The sequence below is a fragment of the Sporosarcina contaminans genome (assembly GCF_042679045.1).
Lineage (GTDB): Bacteria > Bacillota > Bacilli > Bacillales_A > Planococcaceae > Sporosarcina > Sporosarcina contaminans.
The window spans coordinates 18,261-41,070 of sequence record NZ_JBHTLT010000042.1 but is presented as its reverse complement, the minus strand read 5'-3'; the positions used below and the strand labels follow the sequence as shown (position 1 = coordinate 41,070).

Below are 22,810 nucleotides of genomic sequence, written 5' to 3'. Positions count from 1 at the left end.
ATGACCCACGCGCTGTTATAGGGTCATCTTCTTTAGGTTTATGAATTCATATATGCCAGTGCCGACTACGAATCTGCTTAGACGATTACATAAGACAGTAGTAAGAATATTGCCCGAGCGCAGAAGGAAAAGAAACATAATGTATGAATGTAAGCTTATAAAAAATAGTTAAGGAGAGGTTCTATTTATGAGTAATCCTGAAGAAAACAATATTACCCCTGCATGTGAAGTTTTATCGTTGCAGCAGATTCCTCTAGACGATGATCCAGTAGATCTGCAACAAGATGTCCGTACGCCGACGATTAAAGTTCCTACAGTTTTAGCGGAAAGAAAGCTTCAAATAGTTGTAGAAACAGATATTACCCTAACACCTGCTGCAACAGAAATTAAGCGGGTTACAAAGAATGTATTTTTAGAGCAGGTCAAATTAGTGCCTGTTCGATTCCGACAAATCGGTAATACAGACTTTTTTGAAGTGACGAGAGCTAAATTGTTCGTAGCAGGGTTCATTCGCAAGGATATCGAATATGCTTCGAGTGCTTGCAATGGAGCACTTCGCGATCGAATTGCTGATGTGCCGTTTTCCGGATTTGCGGAAATTACGGAAGGTGAATTCCTGAACTTCCCTGTTATTGGAGTTTCAGATAGCAGCAAAGCTCATTTCTTAAACGAAAAAAGAGATACAGTTCCTCGATTAGATAAATATTTCTTTCAAAACTTAGTGAAGTACAATGAACAACCATATGGAGAATTATTAGGGGCCAATTTCTTTGAACTTGACTTTTCTCCGGTACGAGCTGAACCAGAAGGAACGTTCAGTACATTACGGGAAAAAATTGTAATGGACCTGTATTTAAAAGTATTGCAAGTCCAACAATATCGTGTTCAGGCTACAAGAATTCTTCCAATATTTGATGAAGGAACTCTTGGTATTTAATCATTCAGTACCTTTACAGTTCAAATTGAGAATGAAGTAAGACTTCCTCTTCTTCATATTTTGTATGCTGTCGAAGCATGTACTATCGTTATGGTATATCGGAAATAATAGAGCTGACTATGTGATTCGGACGGCGGGTACTCTTTAGTGGTAAGCGCCGTTCAGCTTCGACGAATATTGAAGATTTTTCTGGGATAGTATACGACCGATCTTTTGCGAGGGAACGGATCGCATGGCAGAAGAGGATAAATGAAAATGCTGTACATATGTAAATCATTCCCGCTTGTTAGAGAGGGGATGGTTTTTGTTGTTTTTAGGAGTAGAAATATTTCGTTGTGTTAGAGAATATACTCCTCTTATTAACTAGTTTATGTAATTTGGTGAAAGAATTTTTCTGTGGAGGGAGGGTGTAATGATTCGATGATCGTCGATATTCATAGTCATGTTTTGCCCGGTTTGGACGATGGAGCGCCATCTATGGAAGAAGCAATTTTGCTTACCGAAAACGCTGCGGCAAACGGTGTTACACATATTATTGCCACTCCACATTTGAACGATAAGTATCGGAATCATGCTAAACAAATAAAAGAAGCGGTTGCCGATCTGAACAAGGAACTCTTTCGAAAAAGAATCCCAGTTGACATTTTTCCGGGACAAGAAGTTCAGTTTTTCAGCTGTCTGAATGCCTTGGGAGATGGTCATTTACTAACTTTAGCCGATGGGGGTAAATATCTATTAATCGAACTGCCTGATGATCATTTTCCCGAGTTTACATTTGAGCTTCTCTTTTCATTGCAAATTGAAGGTTACATTCCGATTATTCCTCATCCGGAAAGGAATGTTGTTTTGCGAAAGGAAAAACAGCTGCTTTATGAGTTAGTTACAAAAGGTGTTCTTCTTCAAGTTACAGCGAATAGCTTATTTGGAGCAAATGGACGGACAGCAAAAAAGTGCTCTTTGGAATTGATAAAACACAATTTGGTGCATTTTATCTCTTCAGATGCACACCATCCTATTCAACGTCCCTTTCTATTAAGAGAAGGTTATCAATTTATCGAAAGAAAGTTTTCCACCAATCTGCGCAATTACTTTATTGAGAATGCGAAGCATGTTTTACAAGGCACTGATTTTCAACCATTGCCGCCAATCAGTTTTAAGCATACGAGGGCTTATAAAAGGTGACAGAAATTGTTTAGTTGGAGGGTGAAGATGGAAGAGAAAATAAGTATTCAGGAGCTTTTAAGAGCAGTTAAAAAAAGACTAGTACTGAATAGTTTCATATTTGTTTTGATAGTATCGGCTACTGGCGTCGTTAGTTATTTCTTTTTGCCTCCAATTTACAAAGCTTCAACTCAAATTTTAATAAACACAAAAGAATCGACAGGAGAACAATTAAATCCTCAAGATATTCAAACGAATCTTCAGTTGATTAACACATATAGTGTCATCATGAAAAGCCCAGTTATTTTATCACAAGTAATTGACAACTTACGTCTCCAAACTACTCCAGATTTACTTGCGAAAAAAATATCAGTGACGAGTGAGCAAAATTCCCAAGTCGTAAATGTAGTTGTAGAAGATCGGGATTTGAAAAAGGCAGCTGCCATTGCGAATATGACAGCAGAAGTATTTCAAAGTGATATTAGCGTCTTAATGAATGTTGATAATGTGACGATTCTATCTCCTGCAATTGATAAGACCTATATTAAACCCGTTTTCCCCAATATCCCCTTAAACATCGTAATAGCAGCTGTCTTAGGACTTATCATTGGCATAGGAATGACCTTTTTTCTGGAGTTTTTTGATACGACCGTTAAGACGGAGCAAGATATACGGGAATTGATCGGCATCCCGATCCTTGGTTTCGTTAGCCCAGCTACTAAAAACGAGAAAAGAAAAGCATTTGAGAAGAGGTGAGAGAACATGATTAAAAGAAAAAAAACGGACACTTCCGGAAGGATGCTCATGATGGATTACTTCAAATCTATTTTCTCGGAGCAATTCCGTTCAATTCGAGCAAATATTAATTTCTCCATAAGGGATAAAGGTGCTAAAACGCTTCTCATTACTTCTGCTTCAGTAGGGGAAGGGAAATCTACAATCGCCTCCAATCTTGGAATTGCATTTGCTCAAGAAGGGAAAAAAGTGTTATTAATCGATGCAGATTTACGAAAGCCAACGATGCATTTTACATTTAACCAATTTATTTCCCCTGGGATTACGAATTTACTGCTAAGCAATTGGAGTATCGAAGATGTTGTAAAAGATTCGGGGGTGAAAGGGCTGTACATTATTACTTGCGGACCGATTCCTTCCAATCCGGCTGAACTGATCAGTCATCGCAATATGGATCAATTCATTGTAGAAGTAAAAAAGAAATATGATCTTATTATTTTTGATGCACCTCCGCTATTATCCGTTGCGGATGCCCAAATTTTGTCTGAAAAATGTGATGGGACAATCTTAGTTGTCAGCTCAGGCAAGACAGAAAAGAGAAATATGATGAAAGCAAAAGAAGCCCTTCAACATTCAAAAGCAAACATCGTCGGAGCGGTGCTGAATAATTTTAAACTTGATAAGAATCATCACTACTATGAGTATTATGTTGAAACAGACTAGCTCTTTATAGCTGTTGTCAGAAGTGAAAGGCGTGTAATAGCAAAGCCTGAGGAGCATAGACGCTGCCTGCATTTCTGCACAAGGCGCTGAAATACAACTAATCGCTCCACGCTGACTAGTTGAATAATCTCACGCCTCAATCGAAGCTTCCGCTTAGAAACGAAGGTCAACTTAATTCGGATTCATTGACGGTTACCATAGTTCCCAAATTCATGCACACCTATATTTTAAGCATGTACGATAAATAAATAGCAAAGAAGGACTTGCCATTGAAACGATGAAAAAAACAGCTTTTCTCTTAATGATGATTGCTGTTCTATCCAAAGTAACCGGATTTCTACGTGATATCACTTTATCGTATTTTTATGGTGCTACTTCAACTAGTGATGCTTATATTATTTCAATAACAATTACTTCCGTATTGTTCAGCCTTATCATTTTAGGCATATCTACCGCCTATATCCCGATGTTTAAACAAATTGAGCATGAAAAAGGCCATCCTTCGGCCTTAAATTTCACGAATAACCTTATTACGATTGTATTAATCATTACTTCAATCGTTATTTGTATAGGGTTTTGCTTTTCGCATTCCATCGTTAAACTATTTGCATTCGGTTTTGACGGTGCGACTATGAAAACAGCGATCACTTTCACTCAAATTGGTTTAGTGAGCATTTACTTCACAAGCTTGACCCAATTGTTTACAAGCTTTCTTCAAGTGAAAGGCAAATTTATCATTCCTGCGATGATCGGTTTGCCTTTTAATGTAATCATTATTATTTCAATTGTGATTAGCTACCAATTGGATACTATTTTTTTGGCAATTGGCAGTGTAATGGCAGCTCTCATTCAAATGCTTTTTTTATTCCCAGCTTTACGAAAAACGAACTATAAATATGTTCCAACCGTCCGAGTTACAGATGAGCATATAAAAAAATTGTTTGTTATTGTTTTTCCGATTATGATTGGCATTTCGATCGATCAAATTAACTTGATGATTGATAAAAGCATTTCTTCTACTATAACTGAAGGTGGGGTTTCCGCTCTTACGTATGCGAGCCGATTGAATGATTTTGTACAAGGGATCTTCGTCATTTCTTTTGTTTCGGTAATGTTCCCACTCATCTCCAATATGGCAGCGAAAAAAAATATGAAAGATTTCAAGGCTTCGATTGGAGATGTGTTGTCTACCATAACAGTCATTGTTGTACCGGCAAGCATCGGCGTCATGATTTTGGCAGAGCCAATCATTGGTTTACTTTTTGGGCGTGGACATTTTGATGCGATGGCGGTTAAGATGACTGCTCATGCGCTATTTTTCTATTCAATCGGGATGATCGGCTATGCTTTCCGTGAAATATTAAATCGGGCATTTTACTCTCTTCAAGATTCGAAAACCCCTATGTACAATGCTGCTATTGCAGTATTCTTGAATATTGTTTTAAATTTCATATTATCATCCATCATGGGCATTAGCGGACTTGCACTCGCTACAAGTATTTCAGCACTGTTTTGTTCCACTTTGCTTTTCATCAATCTAAGGAGGAAAATTGGAGAGTTCGGTTTAAAAAGGATTTTTATCACTTTTATAAAAGTAATGACAGCGTCAACTCTTATGGGGGCAGTAGTATATGGCTTGAATGAGTATGTACTATCCGCTTGGCATCCTATGATTAAAATGACAGCCGCAGTTAGTTCTGGAGTTGTAGTGTACTTTTTCTTTATTAATCTCTTAAAAGTAAATGAGTCGAAAGTTATCATGCAATATGTCAAACAGAGGTTTTTATCGTTTCGACAATAGAAGATGTTCATTTGAATGAAAGCATGTACGAAAAAAATTCGTGCATGCTTTTTTATTGGGAAATTATACTCGGTTAATTCCCTTGTGGCTCGAATGAAAGTGCATCTATATGCATACGATTGATTAGCAAGAATATATAACGTAAGGAAGAATTTCCTGTCTTTGTCATACAAAGAAGCGAAGGGGGTTGGAATTGGAACGAGATCGTCAGTGGCATGTAGATACAAAGCCTTTGACAGCCACTAAAGTGCAGTTCGGGAAAAGGGTCTTTGATATTATAGCAAGTTCTATTCTACTACTTTGCTGTATTCCTTTATTCATAGTCCTATCGGTAAGCATTGCATTTGCTTCAGGATTCCCTGTGTTTTTCACACAGACAAGGACAGGGCTGAATAATAAGCAATTCACAATTTATAAGTTTAGAACGATGAGATGCGACAAACGTAAAATGGATCGTCACCTCTACGATTGGGATGAAGGGGTTCCCGATGATTTTACATTTAAAAGCGGCTATGATTCGAGAGTTACTTCGATTGGAAAGGTGTTACGGAAATATAGTTTGGACGAGTTGCCTCAGTTGTTCAACGTCTTGATTGGCGATATGAGCATCGTTGGTCCACGACCAGAAATACCTGAAATAACGGCATATTACAATTTGCATCAGCGGAAACGTCTTATAGTGAAACCTGGCATGACTGGTTATGCTCAAGTCAATGGCCGTTCTGAAATCCAGCACGGCAAAAAGATTGAACATGATCTTTATTATATTGAAAACCAATCCATCCTTTTTGATATGAAGGTAATTTTGTCTACAGTAAAGCTTGTCTTGAAGGGGTATGGGTCTTATTGAATGCCAATAAATCGTTGCAGTTCTGTGAGAGGTGATAGGGTGTCCGCTGTAGATACAAAACTTAAAATCGTCCAGATCATTACGAATATGGAACATATGGGAGGAGCACAAATCCATGTACGGGACATCTCAAATTATTTACAAACCGAAGGACATTCGATTCACGTAGTTACAGGGGCAGGTGGAAATGCACATCAGCTACTTGAAACGATATCGATTCATCGCGTTCATCATTTAATCCGTGATTTACGGCCAATAGATGATGTAAAGGCGTTTTTGGAAGTTAGAAAGCTATTAAAAATATTGAAGCCTGACCTTGTGGCAACCCATTCCTCCAAAGCCGGCATAGTGGGAAGGATGGCTGCCAAATCGCTCCACATACCAGTTGTCTTTACAGCACACGGATGGTCGTTTACTGATGGTGTATCAAGTTCCAAAAAGGTATTTTACCGTTTCGTAGAAAGGATAGCAGGTCAATTTACGTCGGGTATTATTGCTGTTTCCGAGTATGATCGGCAATTGGCAATTCAACAGAAGGTTCTTCCTGATTGGAAGATCATTTGTATCCAGAATGGTGTGCCTGAACTTGTAGAGCATAAAAAAGCAAGCGCATCTACTAAAAACCTTAACCTTGTTATGGTTGCTCGCTTTGCCCATCCTAAGAAACAGATAGATCTTCTTCAATCGCTTTGTCATTTACAACATCTTGACTGGACAATGCACTTTGTCGGTGACGGTCCCGAGATGGAAAAGGCGAAGCGTTTTGCGAAAGAGAGTGGAATTGCTGATAGAGTTCGGTTTGAGGGGAGACTAGAAGACGTTACTAAAATTTTAGATATAGCTGATATTTTTCTTCTTATTTCACAGTATGAAGGGCTGCCGCTTTCCGTATTGGAAGCGATGCGGGCTGGTTTGCCAATTATTGCGACAAACGTTGGCGGTGTGCAAGAAGCTGTCACAACTAAAAATGGCATTTTAGTTCCCGCAGGAGATTTAATTGAGTTGCAAAAAGCAATTGAAAAACTTATCGAGCATCCTGAATTACGGATTGAAATGGGCAAATGGGGAAGTGAAATTTTTAAAGAGCGGTTCACTTTTCAAAAGATGATGAACGAGACGGTAGACTATTACAAATCAATTGTCGGAAGGGAAGATCGTTAGTGAAAGTTTTATTGACAGGGGGGGCCGGCTTCATCGGTTCGCATGTTGCCAACCGATTAGTTTTAGAGGGATATGATGTTGCCATAATCGATAATTTGTCTTCAAGTTCAAGTGAAAATCTTCCGGAGAATGTCAAATTTTATCATTTTGATATTAATGATTGTTTTGTTGAAAAAATAGTCGAAACAGAAAAACCAAATATTGTCATCCATTTGGCTGCCCAGACATCTGTTGTGCATTCCATGAAAGAGCCTTTTTTCGATTTTCAAACAAATACGGCAGCAACGGTGAAATTGCTGCAATATGCCGTTGAATATGGTGTTGATCATTTCCTATTTGCATCTTCAGCTGCCGTTTATGGGGAACCTCTCCATTTGCCAATTAGTGAACAGCATCCTGTTAATCCGCAATCATTTTATGCGGTATCGAAATATGCAGCTGAAAGATATATTGTTAATTTTGCGCAACAGTACAATCTTACTTCAACAATTTTACGATTTTCGAACGTTTATGGGCCAAAGCAAAATACACAAGGTGAGGCAGGCGTTGTTGGCCGTTTTATATCAAAAATAGTAGAGAAGGAAAATTGTATTATTTATGGTGGAGCTCAAACGAGGGATTTCATATATGTAAAGGATATTGCGGATGCCGTTTTAAAAGCAATTGTGGCGAAAAAAGAAGGAATTTACAATGTGAGTTCCAACACGGAAATTTCCATAAGACAGTTGTATGAAATGATTTCAGAAAAGCTGTCTTCGGATGCTCCCCCTTCTTTTTTAAGCTATAGGGATGGTGAGTTGCATAGAAGCGTCTTATCCAATGAACGGGCAAGGAAGGAGCTTTCATGGCACCCTATCTATTCAATTTCGGAAGGCTTGGATGAAACAATAAATGATTTTCTCTTATGCAATGAGTTTAGGATGGAAGGGCGATACAATGAAGCTTATTCGAATCAATACATTGGAACAATTACACAAGGTTAGAGGCGAATGGGCTCAAATTTTAGAAGACAATCAAAATTCAAATCCGTTCATAGAGTTTGAATGGATTTCACTCTGGATTGAATGCTTAGGCAGCCAAAAAAATATTGAAGTGATTGGAATACAGAACGAACTTGGAAGCTATATCGGGTTTTTTCCTTTCATTAAAAAGAAGAGCTTATTTGGTGTTATTTATGAAATGATTGGGTATGGGCAATCGAATTATATGGACTTCATAATCCGGCACGATGATCGAAACGAAACGATTCGATTCTGTTTTGAAAAAATGATAGAAGAGGAACCGAATGCTCTATTTATTTTGCATGGTATTTTGGAAAGCAGTCCGACGTATCCAACTTTAATAAGTCTTTTGAAACGAGGGAAATACGGATACAGTTTTCATAAGGTTGTTGCTCCATACATTAATCTAAATAAAATTCAAATGGATCACTACTTGGAAAAACGGAAAAAGCTGCACCGGTTGGAACGGAGAGAAAAAAGGCTGCATTTATTGGGCAAAGTGGAACATCGAGTGTGTACGGTCGAAGAAATGGACACGATTTTTTATTTGCATGATAAAAGATGGCAAAAGAAAAATGACACAAGTGGTTTTACGAATGAGGCGGAACGTACCTTTTATAAGAAATTGATGGAAACGGATAGTGGCCAAATGAGACCAGTCGTCGATGCACTTTACGTTGAGGGAAAAATGATTGCATTTGCTTATGGGTTCTCATGCCGTAATCGGTATGTAAGTTTTGTCTTAGGATATGACGATGATTTTGAATCGTTTAGCCCCGGTAGAATGTTAGAAAAAGAATCGATTATCCGTTTTGTGAATACGGACGTAACCATTTTTGATTTAAGCATTGGATATGAGCCCTATAAATTTGAATGGAATACGCATCTTGATCACGCTGTTAAGCTTATCTTCTCATCAAAAGGATTCCGCTCCGCTATTAGAAGGATTATACGATCAATGAGAGAAAAAAGCATTGAACGATTGAAAAAGAACCGTAAGACAGTGCTATTCAAAAGGGATACATTAGGTTACATGAAATATATGGCTATGAAGCTGTTCAGAAATCCGGACCGGAATGCAAGAAAAGAGGCATTCCGAAAGTTGTTCCGAACTGTCCAGTCATCCATTTGGCAGAAAAACCAATCTTTTATTATGAAGAAGGAAGTGGAACGGCCGAAAAAGGTAGGCCTTGGTGAAGGGTTTTTAGAAATGCAATTAAATGAAGCGCTTTATAATAATAAATTTATCAATCAAGAATTAAAGACTGTTTGTACAAAGTTATACGGAGGATACCAAGGCTATTATAGAACGGGCGAGCGTGGGGATGAAATCATTTGGGCAAACAGAAAAGTGCTTAGATTGAAGAACATTCCATATATTAAAGAATTACGAAAAAATGCCATTTGGTTAGAGGGCTGGAATGAGCATAACTTACAGGCTATTTGTACGTTCGTTCAGAAGGAACATTTCATAAATTCCATTTTAATCGAAGTGGAAGCGAAAGATTTGGATGGCATTAAGATGTTGGAAAATGAAGGGTTCCGAATCGAAAAATTCGCTACAAGTCGTACGATATTTGGCAAGAAAAACGTCCAGTTGATTGAAAACTATCGTTTATAGGAGAGGCCATTTTGATATCCATACAACGGAAACTATTGTGTGTACGCATTTGTAATCAATACTTCGTTCAGAATGTTGTACCTAAGAAAAACAAGGACACGTTAACTGGCTTCTCTCACGCGAATGTCCATATTGAGGGGACAGAACCGCTCCAAACAGTTTATATTGACTTGTTGAAAAGCGAAGAAACATTACTAATGGAGATCGAAAAGGAAAACAGAAGACAAATTCGAAAAGCGGAAAAACAACAGATGCAGTATATTGTATTGGAAAATCCAACTGCTTCAGAGTTGAAAAAGTTCCAAAGGTTTTATAATCGGCATGCAAAATTAAAAAACACATATAGATGCGGTTTCTATCATATAGAAACAATGAAGAAGTTAGCTGAAAAGGGGCATTTGGTCTTCACGTATATGGCAGATCAAAGTTGCAAGATGATTTATTGTTATCGCGTATATGTGACAGACGGAGAAATGGCGATGACCCTTTACTCGGCATCGAATACATTCTTAAAGACTCTACCCAAGACGAAACGCCAATTAAGTGAAGCAAACCGTTTTTTGATTTGGAAAAATATGATTAGATTTAAAATGAAAGGGGTTAAAGTCTTAGATATGGGAGGATTGACGGACGAACCATCCATTCGCAAGTTTAAAACAGGCTTCGGGGGAGTTGCGGTCACAGTCTATTCCGGCTATACGGCAAATACGATCATAGGGAAACTTACACTCATTCTGAGGAATCAATTACTTGGAAAAAGCAGGAGAAGGAATGAGTGATCGAGGGGCATTTATTGTTTCTTTAGATTTTGAGCTGAATTGGGGAGTCCACGATGTCTTTACGAAAGAACAATATGGAGAGAATATTTTAGGTGTCCGACAAGCAATTCCAAAAATCCTCTCTCTGTTTCGACAATACGATATTCACGCAACGTGGGCAACGGTAGGGATGCTTTGTTTCTCCGATAAAAAAACATTGATTGACCACTTTCCGACGCTTCTTCCCACTTATGTAGATCAAAATTTTTCGCCTTTCGGAAAGATGTGTGATGTTGGGGATCATGAAGATAATGATTACTATCACTTCGGGGAATCACTTGTTTGCGAGATTGTAAAAGTTCCTCATCAGGAAATCGGAACACATACATTTTCACATTTTTATTGTTTGGAAAATGGGCAGAATGCAGATCAATTCAAGGCGGATATACAAGCAGCGAAAAATATTCCATGTTTGAAAAACCTAAACATAAAATCGCTCGTCTTTCCGAGGAATCAAACGAACCGCTCCTATTTAACAATTTGCAAACAGATGGGGATCGAAGCATATCGTGGAAACGAACAGAGTCGCTTTTATCATGCTAGTGGATATAAAGGCAGAAACAAAATGAAACGTCTCATAAGGCTAATAGATTGCTACGTCAATCTAACGGGGCATCATACTTTCAAGATTCAACAGGTAGACCTAAATTGTCCGATCAATATTCAATCTAGCAGATTTTTAAGACCATATCATCCCAACTTGAAGGCTTTTGAACAACTACGGCTCAATAGAATTATTAAGGGAATAGAGCATGCTGCTAAGCGTGGAGAAGTGTATCATCTATGGTGGCATCCTCATAATTTCGGAAAATATACAGATGAAAATATAGCTTTTTTGGAGAAAATACTTCACCATGTAGCCGATATGCGTGAACGATATGGCATGCAAAGCATGAACATGGGAGAAGCGGCAGCTGCGTTACAGTATGAATCGAATGAATCACTGAATCCAAAAGTGCGAGGTGATATCAATCATAGTTATTGAACGAAATGTTTTTAACACAAGTATTAAGACATTTTACTTCAATCAAGGGGAAGCACCCACCTTAAGAAATGATGGGGCGGCTATTATTGGTTATTTACATTCCTCCGTTCATAGACCATCCCTTCGACGTTTTGAAACCAATCAAATTGATTTATTGCAATCCGAGGAAAAGTTATTGTTAGGGACAAACAGCTCCACCCGAAGGCAAATTAGACGCGCGATGGAAAAGGGTTTTGAATTGATCGCTTTAGATAGTCCGACGGATTCCGACTTAATAAGATTTAAAGATTTTTACAATGCGTTTGCAAGGGACAAAAGGACGGATCTTTGCAATGAGTATCATTTGGAGACGATGAAGTTATTGCGTGAACAAAACGCACTTATGATTACCTATTTACAAGATTCGGATGGCGAAACATTATGTTATCGTGTTTATATTACCGATGGGCATCTTGTAAACAATCTATACTCTGCCTCACATTTTCGACTGAAAGATGATCAGCCTTCTAAAAAAATTTAGGCATCGCGAATCGGTACCTTATTTGGAAAAGCATGCTGTTATTTAAAGAAATGGGATGCAAAGTATATGATATGGGTGGCCTAACGGATGATGAAAACATTCGTCGATTCAAATTGGGATTCGGGGGAGATATAGTGCCGGTTTATTCCGGTTATGAAGCACAATCACTGTATGGAAGTATCCTATTAAAGGCGCGGAATGTAAAAGTGAAGCTGACGAAGGGGATTTTATAATTTGTTGTTTTAACGTAGGTCAATCGTTTGGATTCAAGGAAGAATAAACACACTCAACACTATGTCCAATGTAGCTTATTAAAGAGGCTGGGACAAAACCCACCTCTGAAATGAAAAAGCCGGTGAAATTTTACGACGAGTAAAATTTCACCGGCTTCGATAATTTTCGAATAAAAATAAGGACCACTTCTGATAAAATAAAGTCACTACACAATACTTATCGGAAAGAAGGGTCCTTATGTTTAAAAATTATAACATGAATCAACTCGTTTTGCCTTTAGATTTAGAAGTGAAACTACAAAAAAATGATATCGCCTTCCATATCCATCATTTAGTTGAAAGCATTCCTTACGAAGCATTTGAACCATTTCTTCGAAAAGAGGGCTGCCCTGCCTACCATCCACGCATGATGCTTAAGATTATTTTATGCGCCTACACGCAATCTGTCTTTTCGGGACGCAAAATTGAAGCACTTTTAAAAGATAGTATCCGTATGATGTGGCTGGCTCAAGGATATGAACCTACCTATCGCACAATCAATCGATTCCGTGTTGATTCAGAGGTGAAAGATCTCATTCGCCAATGTTTTGTCCAATTTCGTTGCCAATTGATCAAAGAAAAACAAATCGATCACGAAGCGGTTTTTATAGACGGTACGAAGATTGAAGCAAATGCGAATAAATTTACGTTTGTCTGGAAGAAGTCTGTCGATCAATATCACCAAAGCTTAATTGAAAAATCGAATCATCTTTATAATGAACTACTTGAAAAAGAAATCATGCCGGAAATCGAACGGGAAAGCGAAGAGGAATTATCACCGGAAGAACTCGCTCAAATGGTTCAAAAAGTGGACGAAGTGATTTCGGAGTATGATCAAAAAATTGAAGGAACAGCGGACGTCAAAGAACGCAAAGCCTTAAGAAGTGAACGGAAAATTCCAAAGCAGGCACGCAAAAACCTAATCGATTTCATCACGCGAAAACGGAAGTACCAGAAGGACTTCGAAATATTTGGCACAAGAAATAGCTATTCGAAAACAGACCATGACGCGACTTTCATGCGTATGAAGGATGACTATATGAAAAACGGCCAATTGAAGGCCGGCTATAATGTACAAATTGCCACCGAAGGTCAATACGCACTCGCCTACAGTCTATTTCCGAATCCGACAGACACACGCACCTTAATTCCTTTCCTGGATGTAATCGAGCAGAACTACTTTGAATTACCGAAGCATATTGTCGCAGACGCAGGGTATGGCAGTGAACAGAACTACGATGATATCCTCTCGAATCGTAAACGGGAGGCGTTAATTACATACGGGATGTACCTAAAAGAACAAAAGAAGAAGTACAAACAGAACAAGTTCAATTCTGCAAACTGGCAGTATGATGAAGAAAATGATGTGTATACGTGCCCGAATCAGCAGCGCCTCCTATTTAAGTATCACTCTGTCCGCACGGATAAGGCTGGTTTCACGCGAGAATTTAAAGTTTACGAATGTGAAGACTGTTCAGGGTGCCCATTTCGTTCATTGTGTACGAAAGCAAAAGAAGGAAACAATCGAACACTTATGGTGAACGAGAAGTGGGAACAGCAAAAGAATATGTAAGAGAAAAGCTTTCAGAAGAAAAAACAGGTTCAATTTATCGTCAGCGAAAAATTGAACCTGTTTTTGGATTTTTGAAGGCTAATTTGCGTTTTACTCGATTTTCCGTTCGAGGGAAATCGAAAGTGGAAAACGAAATGGGCCTTGCGCTAATGGCCGTGAATCTAAGAAAATACACGGCCAACAGTAGGGATCACACGCAAAAATAGAGAAAGGTGAATTTGAGCGTACTCAAATTCACCTTTCTCATTGTTTAAAGCTAGTTATGTCCCAGCCTCTTTATCTTTAGATGAGGTTTATTTATTTGACCAATTTTAGGTCTAAAAGTGCAAGAAAAGAAAAGCAAGAGCTATAATGTCCTTGTTTTTTTCTGTTCAGATATTCAAAAAAACCAGGGACGTTGTTGTCAATTCTCCCCTCTTTTATCTTACGGATGATCATTTCTTTTAAATCCTGTTCCAGGTCATCTTTATAATTGGGGCTTGTTTGAGACAACGAGGCAGATATTTTAGGCTGCACTTTACTGATAATGAATTCAATGTCCTTTTCTTTTAAGTCCATTATCGTTTCTCCTTTGAAGCTAAGACTTTAGTTAGTTTATTTATGGCAGTTTTTAATGTATCTATCTTTTTTCAAATCTTGCAAGAAGATATACTGTAACGGCGATAGGGAATCCTAAGTTACTAATAAAACTAACTAATTGCTCCAGCACCATGTGACAATCCCTTTCTAATCTTTGTTAAAGCCCTACGCTTTGCCTTTGTTACAGCTTGTTGGCTAATGCCTAGAACACTTGCAACCTCAATATCCTTCATCTCTTCAACAAAAATATAATAAAGAATTCTTTTTTGCTTTTCAGTTAAGTTATTTATTGAAGCATGTAGGATAGGATCTTCACTAATTTCCTCTAAGTTTTTTGTGATGCACTCAATTCCTTTGAAATCAACTACCAAATCAATATAATGCACACCATTATCATTTTCTTTGTCTAAAGTTAGTTTATATATTTCATTTCTTCTTCTTTGTTTTTTATCAAAATGTCTACTTTCAAAGTGAATCATCTTAATGAAGTAACTAATACAACGAATTATATAGAAATGTTTTTTAAACTGTTTGTCCAAAACCTCTTTATTTCTTTTGTTCGGGTTATTCATATAATCTTCCAAAACCTTTATGTTTTCCTCTCTATGTAAGAAATCCTCTATCAATGTGTCACTTTCTAAGATCATAATAAGAACCCCTTTCATAATGGTTTTAAGACCGTATGTTCGGTTTCTTTTTTTAAAAAAATACGTCAGTGATATGCCGTCAAAAATAAACTGATTAGCGTTTTGTTTATCATACATTACATTATACCAATTTTCTAAAAAATAACAAGGCATTTAGATTAGTAAGCTATCCAAGGTCCATTCTTAATATCATTCTTCTTTTTTATTTGTATGCCTATTAATTAAAGGGATAAAAGTACAAATAAAAACAACTTAAATATTAAAATCGGTTGTTTTTTCTATCCTTCTCTCCCCTTTATATATTGTAAGAAAAAAAAGGAGTGATTTGGATGGGAGTACAACCATGTCCAATATTTGGATTGCATCAAATGAGGCCAGGAGCAAAAGCAATTATATGGAATTCAGATGGAACAGTAAATCTTACCAACAAGTACGGCTTAAGTTACCATTCGGTATGTGAATGTGGTGAGAAATTCATTTGCTCTGGACAGCCACAATATAATCCACCATCGCAAATTGGTTGGTGGGTTGCAGGGAACTTACAACCCTCTGGAGGTATGGGAGGGGCTCTTACGTATCGAGTGCCTGAATCCAGTCTTAAGTATACAACTGACGTTCGCATGGAGGGGTATCGTTTTCTGATCTAACAACAAACGGAGCCTATATTGGCTCCGTTTTGCGTTTACTAAATGCTATTTAATTTACTTGATATACTCGATATCTTCTGTATCTTCATAATCCGCAGGGGATTTTCCGATGTCATCAGCGATAAAAATCCAACAATTAACCTCTTCTGTAAGAACGCCACTATAATCCTTAGTTATTTTTATTTGTTTTGTTGGTTTTCCAAATGCTTTTACATCTTTTACATTCTTGTCTTTCGGTTGGATAGCCATGATATAAGGTCCATCCTTCTCTGTGGGACTAATAAGTGTTGCCTCCCCAGTTTCATAAGTGAAAACCCATTTTAATTCGTTGGAGTCATCCTTTAGTATGGTTATTTCGACTGGCTTACGAATATTTTTAGTCAAAACAAAAATATAGTCACCCTTTATCTCGTAATGAAAAATATCTTCGGAATTAGGATGACCCTGTTCCTCCATAATGGAGTTAATTCTTTCTTCTAATGTTCCAGAGTTATTTGTAGAATAATCGACTGTTTGATCAGGATTAACTTCCTTGGAGATATCCGTGTCTTTGCCTTTATTAGAACAACCGAAAAGAAGTATAGCCATAGTGAAGATTAAAAATAACTTTTTCATTTTAAAACCCTCCTTAATCCTTTTGATAATTATACGTTTTTGACCCAAAAAAAGATTCACTCTTCAAATTTTTTAATACAAACCTAAGAGAGGTAAGGCTTCCAATTCTTCTGGATAATCACAAACTACAAAGATACAAAGGCTCTCTCGATCGCAGATCGCTGCCTGTTCCATCCATGCATAAAAACACTTATTTTTTTCATCACTACCTAATACGTCATCGACCTCTTTTGAAAAGACTTGGAATATATAATGGATTTCTTGCTCCATGGATGCAATCCCTTTTGCGAGGCCATCCGGATGTTTTGAGTGTTGAAGATACATCACCAAATTATGGTCATAATCAACCATTGAGAAATCACCGTTCCCCCAACGATTTAACACATCTAAATAGTCATCAGCGTGTTCATACTTCCCTTTATTTTCTTCCACCACTTGCTTCAAAGTGTCGATTCGTACAGGCGTTATCATAATCGATTGTTCTTTTTCATCCGCAATAATCTTTTGGTGGGTCATTTCTTGGATAACTTCTTGTATTAAACTTTCAGAAAGCGGTTTTACGCCACTTTCCCATTCATCAATCCAGTTAGAATGTATAACATCTTCCCAACCAAGTCTCGTATCAACCGTTGATACAAATTCCTTTTTATCGCTTTTTTCATCCGTTGTTTCACTACTCTGTCGTTCATTTTCAGAACTACTATTCCTCGTTACATTTTCATTTTCATTCATATACAAATACGTGCCACCTATACTAATGACCGCTGTTAAAAGCGTTATCCCGAAAACATGAGCAACTCAGGGCAAAGTTTTATCTCATTGAGTGGATATAGTGTACTTAATAATCAAATTAAGGTTACTAATTCGGCTTATGTTACATACACTCTTCTTCTTACAAAATTCCTCTTTCCGTTTTGCATAAAGTCAATGAGTATATACACAAGCAATAGAAAAAGTAATACACCGATAAAGGCTACGTCGTAAATTGTATTCAAACTACCTCTCCTCACTATTTAATCTCTAGCCCGACTGCTGCAATCATTTTCGTATTAATCGAACTGTTGTCCAAATTATTACATGATTGATGTATTACTATGACCATTATTTTTTATGCAGTATGCAAAAAGGAGTTTTAGTGATTTCAAGAAATCGCAAGACGTAGTAAAGAAACCGATAGTAAAAAGGTGGTTTTTTATATTTGGACGAAGGTTTGTTTTGTTCAATTTGAGTATACTCTGCCTCACATTTTCGACTAAAAGATGACCAGCTTCCAAAAAAAAATTAAGCATCTCGAATCGATACCTTATTTGGAAAAGTATGCTTTTATTCAAAGAGTTGGGATGCAAAGTATATGATATGGGTGGCCTAACCGATGATGAAAACATCCGCCGATTCAAAATGGGGTTCGGGTGAGAGGTTGTGCCAGTCTATTCCGGGTATGAAGCACAATCCTTGTATGGAAGTGTTCTATTAAAAGCATGTAATGTAAAAGTGAAATGGACGAAGGGAATTTTATAATCAGGTATTTAACGTAGATGAATCTAAATCAAGGGAAAATCAACACTTGATAGCTTATTTATATAGTCTGAACCCATCATCAGAATTAATGACGATGGGTTCTTTGTTTCAAGTTCATGGCTTACCCAATTCTATTATTTTTTGTAATATATTCGAACGGTCAATCACGTTGTCCCACAAGTAATATTCACGATTCAGATTGGAAATGAACTCATGTTTTTCTAATTGGCTATGATCAAAATGATTAATATTAAGTTTGAAAAAAGAACAGTTATTTTTTTGTTCAAACTGCCTGACCCACTCATAATCCGTCGTAATTACTTTTAATCCTAAAGCCAAATATTCAAGAAGCTTGGTGGAAGTTTGTATATTAAACGGATACCGATCCGGAATGAAATTAACGCCATATTCAGCTGTACTGGCAATTTGCGGAACCTCGTTATATCGTACCTTTCCAGTGAATGTAATGTCTTTATTATCCTTATAAGCAGTGTAGAGATCATCATCCGCAGGGCCAATTAATAATAGCTTGCCTTTCATTTTAGTAGTGAAGGTATGTAATAGTTGATCAATTTCCCTGCATTTTGAGACGGAACCGATATAAACAAAATCGAATTCTTTTTTTTGCGTTTTATTCTGTAGAAAGATACGGTCAATCCCCATATCTCGATAGCAGTACGGGATCGTATCTTTAAAATTGAAACCTGATTTAACATTGGCGTTTAAAAAGACCCGTAAGTTTGGCTTACGGTTTTTGAGTGTCTTAATTGTATTTTTTAAAACTGGAAATGTTCCCGTTGATAAGGAAGCATACTCATGTATAAGGATTTGGTCTGTTGCTTTTAATCCGCCAACCCCTTTAAATTCCCATAGTATATCATATTCATTCTGGTCAAAATCTCCGTTTAACTTTGATGAATCATAGGCGATGAACTCTTTTGTTTTATTAAAATATCGGATATAAGCTTCTATTTCGGGCAGAAACGCTTTTTCATTTCTAATGAACAGCATTTTCTTCATATAATACTCCCTTCGTAAGCTTCTATTTAGAAAACGATTTGTAGTTCGAAGCATTGCAAATACCTAAAAACAAAGTAAATAATAAAGAAGTTATGCCTAAACCACCTAAATTGATTGAAATGGAATTCGCGGAAATGCAAAGTAGAAATGCACTTTTCAGTACATATTGTGGAATATTATTTTTAGCTCCAATATAAAAAGCTTTTATTATGACGAAGCTGTACAGGAAGAATGTCGGGTAACCGTAAGTGATTATAAAATCTAAATACGCATTATGGGAGCTGCTAATAGAAGCACCTATGTTCTGTAATACTCCTGCAACAGATCCATGACCATACCCCCAAATCGGTTGTTCTTTTATGATATTAAATGAAAGCTCCCAAAGATAGTCTCGGGAACTGAGTCCATTATAAAATCTAAAATATCCTGTGTTTAAAAGAAAGGTTAGGGAAAGATAGCCGGCTATGCATAGTGCAACAAAGGAGAGTAGTGTTTTTTTGTTCCATTTCTTTTTATGGAAATAAAATACAAATACAACGATGAATAAACTAATCATTGCCGCCCTAGAACCGGAGAAATATAATGCTAAAAGGTTAATAAAAGCGAAGAGCCTGTATATACCCTTGTTGCTCATACACAAAATAAAACCGATCGCACATAGAGTTCCAAAATAGTTGGGATCAAAGAAAATGGATGATACTCTTGGATAATGCGTTGGACTATAGCCTAAAAAGTTTCCTTTCATTCCTATGATAATGCCGATTGCCGAAAAAAAAGTGATCAGTGAGCTTAGCTTTCTCGCCTTTTGATCAAGATTATTTAACAGAGTTGGTAACAATAAAAAAAATATATAAAAGGTGAAAATGATCAATAAGACGCTAAATAGACTGTGATAGGTTACCAAACCAACTGTAAGTGATGAAAGAAGTGTGGATAGAAGCATGGAGCTTGATAAAACGAAAATTATATTATTGTTCCTCAAGGCTTTAAGATAAAACGGAATGTTTGATTCCGTTGTTCCAAGAATTATGATGATTACTCCCAATATAAAAATGGACAAGATCATTGCTTGGTAGGCATGTCTATAAATTGTATATTCGTAGGAAAGAAAACCTATGAACATTAATAGAGAAAATAGTATTCCGATTAGTTGTTGTCTACTGAATGTCAACACCAATGATCCACCTTTTTATTGTGTTTATACATTCTATTAGACAGTATTGTTATTTATACGCTGAGAGTGGTACATCGCTATGCGTCAATGTTTCGTTTGCTCATACAAAATCCCTATTTGTCCATGCCAATGTACAAATAGGGATTTTGTATGTTCTGCTATTTATTTGCTCAAGCCTCGAGTTTCCCAAAGCTAAATTCCTTCCAATCATGAATCTCGTATGTCGGTTTCGCAGCGCTCTTATTTTCTTTCCGTTTTGGGTTGTACCAACACGTATCAATGCCGAAGTTGTTGCCGCCTAAAATATCGGAGGATAACGAGTCGCCGATCATGAGGACGCGGGACTTGTCCGTCACTTGTAATTGCTTGAATACGTACTCAAAAATTTCTGCGGAAGGCTTTTGAACACCTGCTTCTTCTGATGTAATGATTGCCTCAAATGTGTTATTCAGTGCTGAACCGCTAATTCTTGAATATTGAACGTCTTTGAAGCCATTCGTGACAATCGCTAATCTGAAATCCGAAAGACTACTCAGCATTTCCTCGACGCCATCAATTACATGGATCTCCTTGCCTAAATGATCAAGATATGTTTGGCCGAATGCTTCCGCGTCATCCTCAAGGCTATGCATCTCAAACAAACGTTTAAATCGTTCCGTTTTCAACTCTCCCAATGTGATGCGGCCGTGCTCTAAATCGTCCCATAGCACATCGCTAATCGCTCGATAGCTCTCTCGAAAATCACTTAAGCCATTTGGATAACCAATGGAGCTAAAGGAAAGTGAAAATGCATTTTTTTCACTCTCGCTAAAATCCATTAACGTATCGTCTAAGTCAAATAAAAATAGATCATATTTCATGTAGAGTGCCTCCATTCTTTAGATGCAGTTCATGATAACGTAGGGAAAGTAATGACGAGACGGCCATCGATGTTCATTATTTCTACGATTGCATGATCAAATAGATAAGGGGTATCGTTATGATCTTGAGGCTTGATGGTCTCGTACATATTTTTTACCGATAAAACCGGAAATGTCACTGGTATGTAGCGCCCATTATGATAGGCTTTCATATTGCCCATTAAAAATAATTCTTTGCTTGATGCTGCAAAACTTAAATGGCCCATCTCTTTATTTCCAAACATTAATTTTACATCTTGCAGCAATGAAATGATACATAAAACGAAATCATTCATAACTTCGGGAGACAGTTTTTCAAAACCTATCTCGGAAAGCAATGCGTTAAAGTCATTCCGAATTTCCTTAAAGGAAAATAAATGATAAATCTTTCGATTGCCTCTTTGATTAAGATTGTCGATTATTTGTTTACAATCCTCAAAAAATGCTTGAACTTGCCCCGTTGTATTTTCTCTATGGACGATAAAATTTCCAAGTTCCTTCATGACTCTATTATTTTCCGTATATTTTCTTGCGAATGATAAAAAGCCAAAAACGTCTTTTTCATCAAATCGTCTTTCAGCAAACTTATTGTAATAGAAGTTAAATAGCTGTCTTTCCTTATTATCCATAGTTTCACTCCTCATATAGCGGAAGCTAATGATAGCATGCGCATCTGTTCAATTCTTTATCATAACACGTCCAGCCTCCCAAAATAAAATGACCGCCGGCAAATGACGAATATTTGCCGGCAGTGAAAGACATTTTTTCATTAAAAACAAGTGAACTGATCAATTCGATTCAAATCTATACCGAAATATTCCCATCTTCTTCGACTTGGTCTCCAGCGGTAGCCTGCTACTGAGGTGCGACCAACGAAAACTGGGAAGAACCAGAATCCGCTATGTCTAGATGTCCATACAAAAGTGTATCGGAACAGGCATCCACGGATGGCCCCTGGATCGACAGCGAAGGTTTGGAATGCAGGGTATTCCGGTGTGAAATTTGGTGGCGGCGCTGTTGGAGCTTGTTGTACTCCCTGACCCGGAAATCCGCCCGGGCTGCCCGGTACTTGTGGAGAACCTATAGGTGGAAACCCTTGGCCTGGCGGGAAGTTAGGACCTCCCTGACCCGGAAAAAATCCTGGCCCACCAGGAAAACCCGGTCCCCCTGGAAATCCTGATCCCCCTGGGAAACCTGGTCCTCCTGGGAATCCCGAACCTCCGGGAAATCCAAACGATCCACCTTGGCCAGATGGGAAGTTAGGATCAAAAGGAAGAACGGCCTGAGATGTCGGCGAGTACGGCATATCATAGGTCGAGTTCATACCAGCGTACATCATTTCTTGACCATAACCTTCCATTCCGTAATTAGGCATAGCGCCCGGCATCCATTCATTCATTCCGTAGTTTACCATTGTTTTTTCCTCTCCTTCATAACCTTCTGGCAATTTTGGATACCAAAACTCTTCTTCATCTTGATTGTTTGCAAACATACTCGACATTTTTCCTCCCCTTTCGCATTCTCCATATCCTATGTGACAATAACGTAAATGG

General features: G+C 37.6%; 25 protein-coding genes and 1 pseudogene. 15 read left to right on the top strand and 11 right to left on the bottom strand.

All coding sequences use genetic code 11. The features are described from left to right. Nucleotides 1–187: 187 nt before the first annotated feature. The 14 genes and pseudogenes from ACFQ38_RS08900 to ACFQ38_RS08835 all read left to right on the top strand — a co-directional run bounded on the left by ACFQ38_RS08900 (nucleotide 188) and on the right by ACFQ38_RS08835 (nucleotide 14,444). Nucleotides 188–937: a CsxC family protein gene (locus ACFQ38_RS08900; RefSeq protein ID WP_381480421.1), complete on the top strand. Its 750-nt coding sequence runs from the start codon at nucleotides 188–190 to the stop codon at nucleotides 935–937. Between the two features lie 420 nt (nucleotides 938–1,357). Further along, nucleotides 1,358–2,119 (top strand): tyrosine-protein phosphatase, encoded by a 762-nt coding sequence (locus ACFQ38_RS08895; protein ID WP_381480420.1) that lies wholly within the window; start codon nucleotides 1,358–1,360, stop codon nucleotides 2,117–2,119. Between the two features lie 27 nt (nucleotides 2,120–2,146). Further along, nucleotides 2,147–2,854: a YveK family protein gene (locus ACFQ38_RS08890; RefSeq protein WP_381480419.1), complete on the top strand. Its 708-nt coding sequence runs from the start codon at nucleotides 2,147–2,149 to the stop codon at nucleotides 2,852–2,854. Nucleotides 2,855–2,860: 6 nt separating this feature from the next. Then, nucleotides 2,861–3,556: a CpsD/CapB family tyrosine-protein kinase gene (locus ACFQ38_RS08885; RefSeq protein WP_381480418.1), complete on the top strand. Its 696-nt coding sequence runs from the start codon at nucleotides 2,861–2,863 to the stop codon at nucleotides 3,554–3,556. 277 nt (nucleotides 3,557–3,833) lie between these two features. Continuing rightward, a complete protein-coding gene (gene murJ / locus ACFQ38_RS08880; protein WP_381480417.1) occupies nucleotides 3,834–5,357 on the top strand; it encodes a murein biosynthesis integral membrane protein MurJ in 1,524 nt (507 codons plus the stop codon). Nucleotides 5,358–5,550: 193 nt separating this feature from the next. Continuing rightward, nucleotides 5,551–6,207, top strand: a complete 657-nt coding sequence (locus ACFQ38_RS08875) for a sugar transferase (RefSeq protein WP_381480416.1) — start codon at nucleotides 5,551–5,553, stop codon at nucleotides 6,205–6,207. Between the two features lie 39 nt (nucleotides 6,208–6,246). Next, nucleotides 6,247–7,368, top strand: a complete 1,122-nt coding sequence (locus ACFQ38_RS08870; protein WP_381480415.1) for a glycosyltransferase family 4 protein — start codon at nucleotides 6,247–6,249, stop codon at nucleotides 7,366–7,368. After that, nucleotides 7,368–8,351, top strand: coding sequence for an NAD-dependent epimerase/dehydratase family protein (locus tag ACFQ38_RS08865; RefSeq protein WP_336823678.1), 984 nt, complete (start codon nucleotides 7,368–7,370; stop codon nucleotides 8,349–8,351). The genes ACFQ38_RS08870 and ACFQ38_RS08865 overlap by 1 nt, the downstream gene beginning before the upstream one ends. After that, nucleotides 8,305–9,990, top strand: coding sequence for a GNAT family N-acetyltransferase (locus ACFQ38_RS08860; RefSeq protein WP_381480413.1), 1,686 nt, complete (start codon nucleotides 8,305–8,307; stop codon nucleotides 9,988–9,990). The genes ACFQ38_RS08865 and ACFQ38_RS08860 overlap by 47 nt, the downstream gene beginning before the upstream one ends. Before the next feature lie 11 nt (nucleotides 9,991–10,001). Beyond that, nucleotides 10,002–10,769 (top strand): hypothetical protein, encoded by a 768-nt coding sequence (locus tag ACFQ38_RS08855; protein WP_381480412.1) that lies wholly within the window; start codon nucleotides 10,002–10,004, stop codon nucleotides 10,767–10,769. After that, nucleotides 10,741–11,793, top strand: a complete 1,053-nt coding sequence (locus ACFQ38_RS08850) for a polysaccharide deacetylase family protein (protein ID WP_336823681.1) — start codon at nucleotides 10,741–10,743, stop codon at nucleotides 11,791–11,793. The genes ACFQ38_RS08855 and ACFQ38_RS08850 overlap by 29 nt, the downstream gene beginning before the upstream one ends. Nucleotides 11,794–11,968: 175 nt before the next feature. Then, complete coding sequence (locus tag ACFQ38_RS08845; RefSeq protein WP_336823682.1) at nucleotides 11,969–12,313, top strand: hypothetical protein; 345 nt, start codon at nucleotides 11,969–11,971, stop codon at nucleotides 12,311–12,313. Between the two features lie 71 nt (nucleotides 12,314–12,384). Next, on the top strand, nucleotides 12,385–12,546 hold the full coding sequence (locus tag ACFQ38_RS08840; RefSeq protein ID WP_381480410.1) for a hypothetical protein: 162 nt from the start codon (nucleotides 12,385–12,387) through the stop codon (nucleotides 12,544–12,546). Nucleotides 12,547–12,784: 238 nt separating this feature from the next. Then, nucleotides 12,785–14,444 (top strand): annotated as a pseudogene (locus tag ACFQ38_RS08835) (IS1182 family transposase). Between the two features lie 11 nt (nucleotides 14,445–14,455). Here the strand turns inward: ACFQ38_RS08835 and ACFQ38_RS08830 are convergent. The 3 genes from ACFQ38_RS08830 to ACFQ38_RS08820 all read right to left on the bottom strand — a co-directional run bounded on the left by ACFQ38_RS08830 (nucleotide 14,456) and on the right by ACFQ38_RS08820 (nucleotide 15,384). After that, nucleotides 14,456–14,716 carry a hypothetical protein gene (locus tag ACFQ38_RS08830; RefSeq protein WP_336823684.1) on the bottom strand — a complete coding sequence of 87 codons (261 nt, stop codon included), beginning with the start codon at nucleotides 14,714–14,716 and terminating at the stop codon, nucleotides 14,456–14,458. Nucleotides 14,717–14,777: 61 nt separating this feature from the next. After that, nucleotides 14,778–14,870: a YvrJ family protein gene (locus tag ACFQ38_RS08825; protein ID WP_381480409.1), complete on the bottom strand. Its 93-nt coding sequence runs from the start codon at nucleotides 14,868–14,870 to the stop codon at nucleotides 14,778–14,780. Continuing rightward, nucleotides 14,848–15,384, bottom strand: a complete 537-nt coding sequence (locus ACFQ38_RS08820; RefSeq protein WP_336823685.1) for a sigma-70 family RNA polymerase sigma factor — start codon at nucleotides 15,382–15,384, stop codon at nucleotides 14,848–14,850. Before ACFQ38_RS08820 ends, ACFQ38_RS08825 begins: the two co-directional genes overlap by 23 nt. A 329-nt stretch (nucleotides 15,385–15,713) precedes the next feature. Here ACFQ38_RS08820 and ACFQ38_RS08815 point away from each other — a divergent pair, with 329 nt between their 5' ends. Further along, nucleotides 15,714–16,031 carry a hypothetical protein gene (locus ACFQ38_RS08815; RefSeq protein WP_336823686.1) on the top strand — a complete coding sequence of 106 codons (318 nt, stop codon included), beginning with the start codon at nucleotides 15,714–15,716 and terminating at the stop codon, nucleotides 16,029–16,031. Between the two features lie 54 nt (nucleotides 16,032–16,085). On the opposite strand, the gene ACFQ38_RS08810 is transcribed toward ACFQ38_RS08815, so the two are convergent. The 8 genes from ACFQ38_RS08810 to ACFQ38_RS08775 all read right to left on the bottom strand — a co-directional run bounded on the left by ACFQ38_RS08810 (nucleotide 16,086) and on the right by ACFQ38_RS08775 (nucleotide 22,758). Beyond that, a complete protein-coding gene (locus ACFQ38_RS08810) occupies nucleotides 16,086–16,646 on the bottom strand; it encodes a putative periplasmic lipoprotein (protein WP_336823687.1) in 561 nt (186 codons plus the stop codon). A 72-nt stretch (nucleotides 16,647–16,718) separates the two neighbouring features. After that, entirely contained in the window at nucleotides 16,719–17,378 is a 660-nt protein-coding gene (locus tag ACFQ38_RS08805) for a DUF6241 domain-containing protein (RefSeq protein ID WP_336823688.1), read from the bottom strand. Nucleotides 17,379–17,515: 137 nt separating this feature from the next. Next, a complete protein-coding gene (locus ACFQ38_RS08800; RefSeq protein ID WP_336823689.1) occupies nucleotides 17,516–17,641 on the bottom strand; it encodes a hypothetical protein in 126 nt (41 codons plus the stop codon). A 637-nt stretch (nucleotides 17,642–18,278) separates the two neighbouring features. Further along, nucleotides 18,279–19,184 carry a glycosyltransferase gene (locus ACFQ38_RS08795; RefSeq protein WP_381480408.1) on the bottom strand — a complete coding sequence of 302 codons (906 nt, stop codon included), beginning with the start codon at nucleotides 19,182–19,184 and terminating at the stop codon, nucleotides 18,279–18,281. A gap of 22 nt (nucleotides 19,185–19,206) precedes the next feature. Continuing rightward, the gene (locus ACFQ38_RS08790; RefSeq protein ID WP_381480455.1) at nucleotides 19,207–19,818 is read right to left on the bottom strand and encodes an O-antigen ligase family protein; all 612 of its coding nucleotides are present in this window, start codon (nucleotides 19,816–19,818) and stop codon (nucleotides 19,207–19,209) included. A gap of 710 nt (nucleotides 19,819–20,528) precedes the next feature. After that, nucleotides 20,529–21,218, bottom strand: coding sequence for a YjjG family noncanonical pyrimidine nucleotidase (locus ACFQ38_RS08785; protein WP_336823691.1), 690 nt, complete (start codon nucleotides 21,216–21,218; stop codon nucleotides 20,529–20,531). A gap of 29 nt (nucleotides 21,219–21,247) precedes the next feature. Beyond that, complete coding sequence (locus ACFQ38_RS08780) at nucleotides 21,248–21,886, bottom strand: hypothetical protein (protein ID WP_336823692.1); 639 nt, start codon at nucleotides 21,884–21,886, stop codon at nucleotides 21,248–21,250. Nucleotides 21,887–22,026: 140 nt separating this feature from the next. Beyond that, nucleotides 22,027–22,758, bottom strand: a complete 732-nt coding sequence (locus ACFQ38_RS08775) for a hypothetical protein (protein WP_336823693.1) — start codon at nucleotides 22,756–22,758, stop codon at nucleotides 22,027–22,029. Nucleotides 22,759–22,810: the final 52 nt, after the last annotated feature.

Coding starts and splice junctions, on each gene's coding strand:
- ACFQ38_RS08885 (WP_381480418.1), top strand. CDS start 2,861: ATGATTAAAAGAAAAAAAACGGACACTTCCGGAAGGATGCTCATGATG.
- ACFQ38_RS08830 (WP_336823684.1), bottom strand. CDS start 14,716: ATGGACTTAAAAGAAAAGGACATTGAATTCATTATCAGTAAAGTGCAG.
- ACFQ38_RS08860 (WP_381480413.1), top strand. CDS start 8,305: ATGAAGCTTATTCGAATCAATACATTGGAACAATTACACAAGGTTAGA.
- ACFQ38_RS08815 (WP_336823686.1), top strand. CDS start 15,714: ATGGGAGTACAACCATGTCCAATATTTGGATTGCATCAAATGAGGCCA.
- ACFQ38_RS08900 (WP_381480421.1), top strand. CDS start 188: ATGAGTAATCCTGAAGAAAACAATATTACCCCTGCATGTGAAGTTTTA.
- ACFQ38_RS08780 (WP_336823692.1), bottom strand. CDS start 21,886: ATGGATAATAAGGAAAGACAGCTATTTAACTTCTATTACAATAAGTTT.
- ACFQ38_RS08840 (WP_381480410.1), top strand. CDS start 12,385: ATGGGTGGCCTAACGGATGATGAAAACATTCGTCGATTCAAATTGGGA.
- ACFQ38_RS08810 (WP_336823687.1), bottom strand. CDS start 16,646: ATGAAAAAGTTATTTTTAATCTTCACTATGGCTATACTTCTTTTCGGT.
- ACFQ38_RS08825 (WP_381480409.1), bottom strand. CDS start 14,870: ATGGTGCTGGAGCAATTAGTTAGTTTTATTAGTAACTTAGGATTCCCT.
- ACFQ38_RS08790 (WP_381480455.1), bottom strand. CDS start 19,818: ATGAGCAACAAGGGTATATACAGGCTCTTCGCTTTTATTAACCTTTTA.
- murJ (WP_381480417.1), top strand. CDS start 3,834: ATGAAAAAAACAGCTTTTCTCTTAATGATGATTGCTGTTCTATCCAAA.
- ACFQ38_RS08805 (WP_336823688.1), bottom strand. CDS start 17,378: ATGAATGAAAATGAAAATGTAACGAGGAATAGTAGTTCTGAAAATGAA.
- ACFQ38_RS08820 (WP_336823685.1), bottom strand. CDS start 15,384: ATGATCTTAGAAAGTGACACATTGATAGAGGATTTCTTACATAGAGAG.
- ACFQ38_RS08775 (WP_336823693.1), bottom strand. CDS start 22,758: ATGTCGAGTATGTTTGCAAACAATCAAGATGAAGAAGAGTTTTGGTAT.
- ACFQ38_RS08890 (WP_381480419.1), top strand. CDS start 2,147: ATGGAAGAGAAAATAAGTATTCAGGAGCTTTTAAGAGCAGTTAAAAAA.
- ACFQ38_RS08795 (WP_381480408.1), bottom strand. CDS start 19,184: ATGAAGAAAATGCTGTTCATTAGAAATGAAAAAGCGTTTCTGCCCGAA.
- ACFQ38_RS08895 (WP_381480420.1), top strand. CDS start 1,358: ATGATCGTCGATATTCATAGTCATGTTTTGCCCGGTTTGGACGATGGA.
- ACFQ38_RS08785 (WP_336823691.1), bottom strand. CDS start 21,218: ATGAAATATGATCTATTTTTATTTGACTTAGACGATACGTTAATGGAT.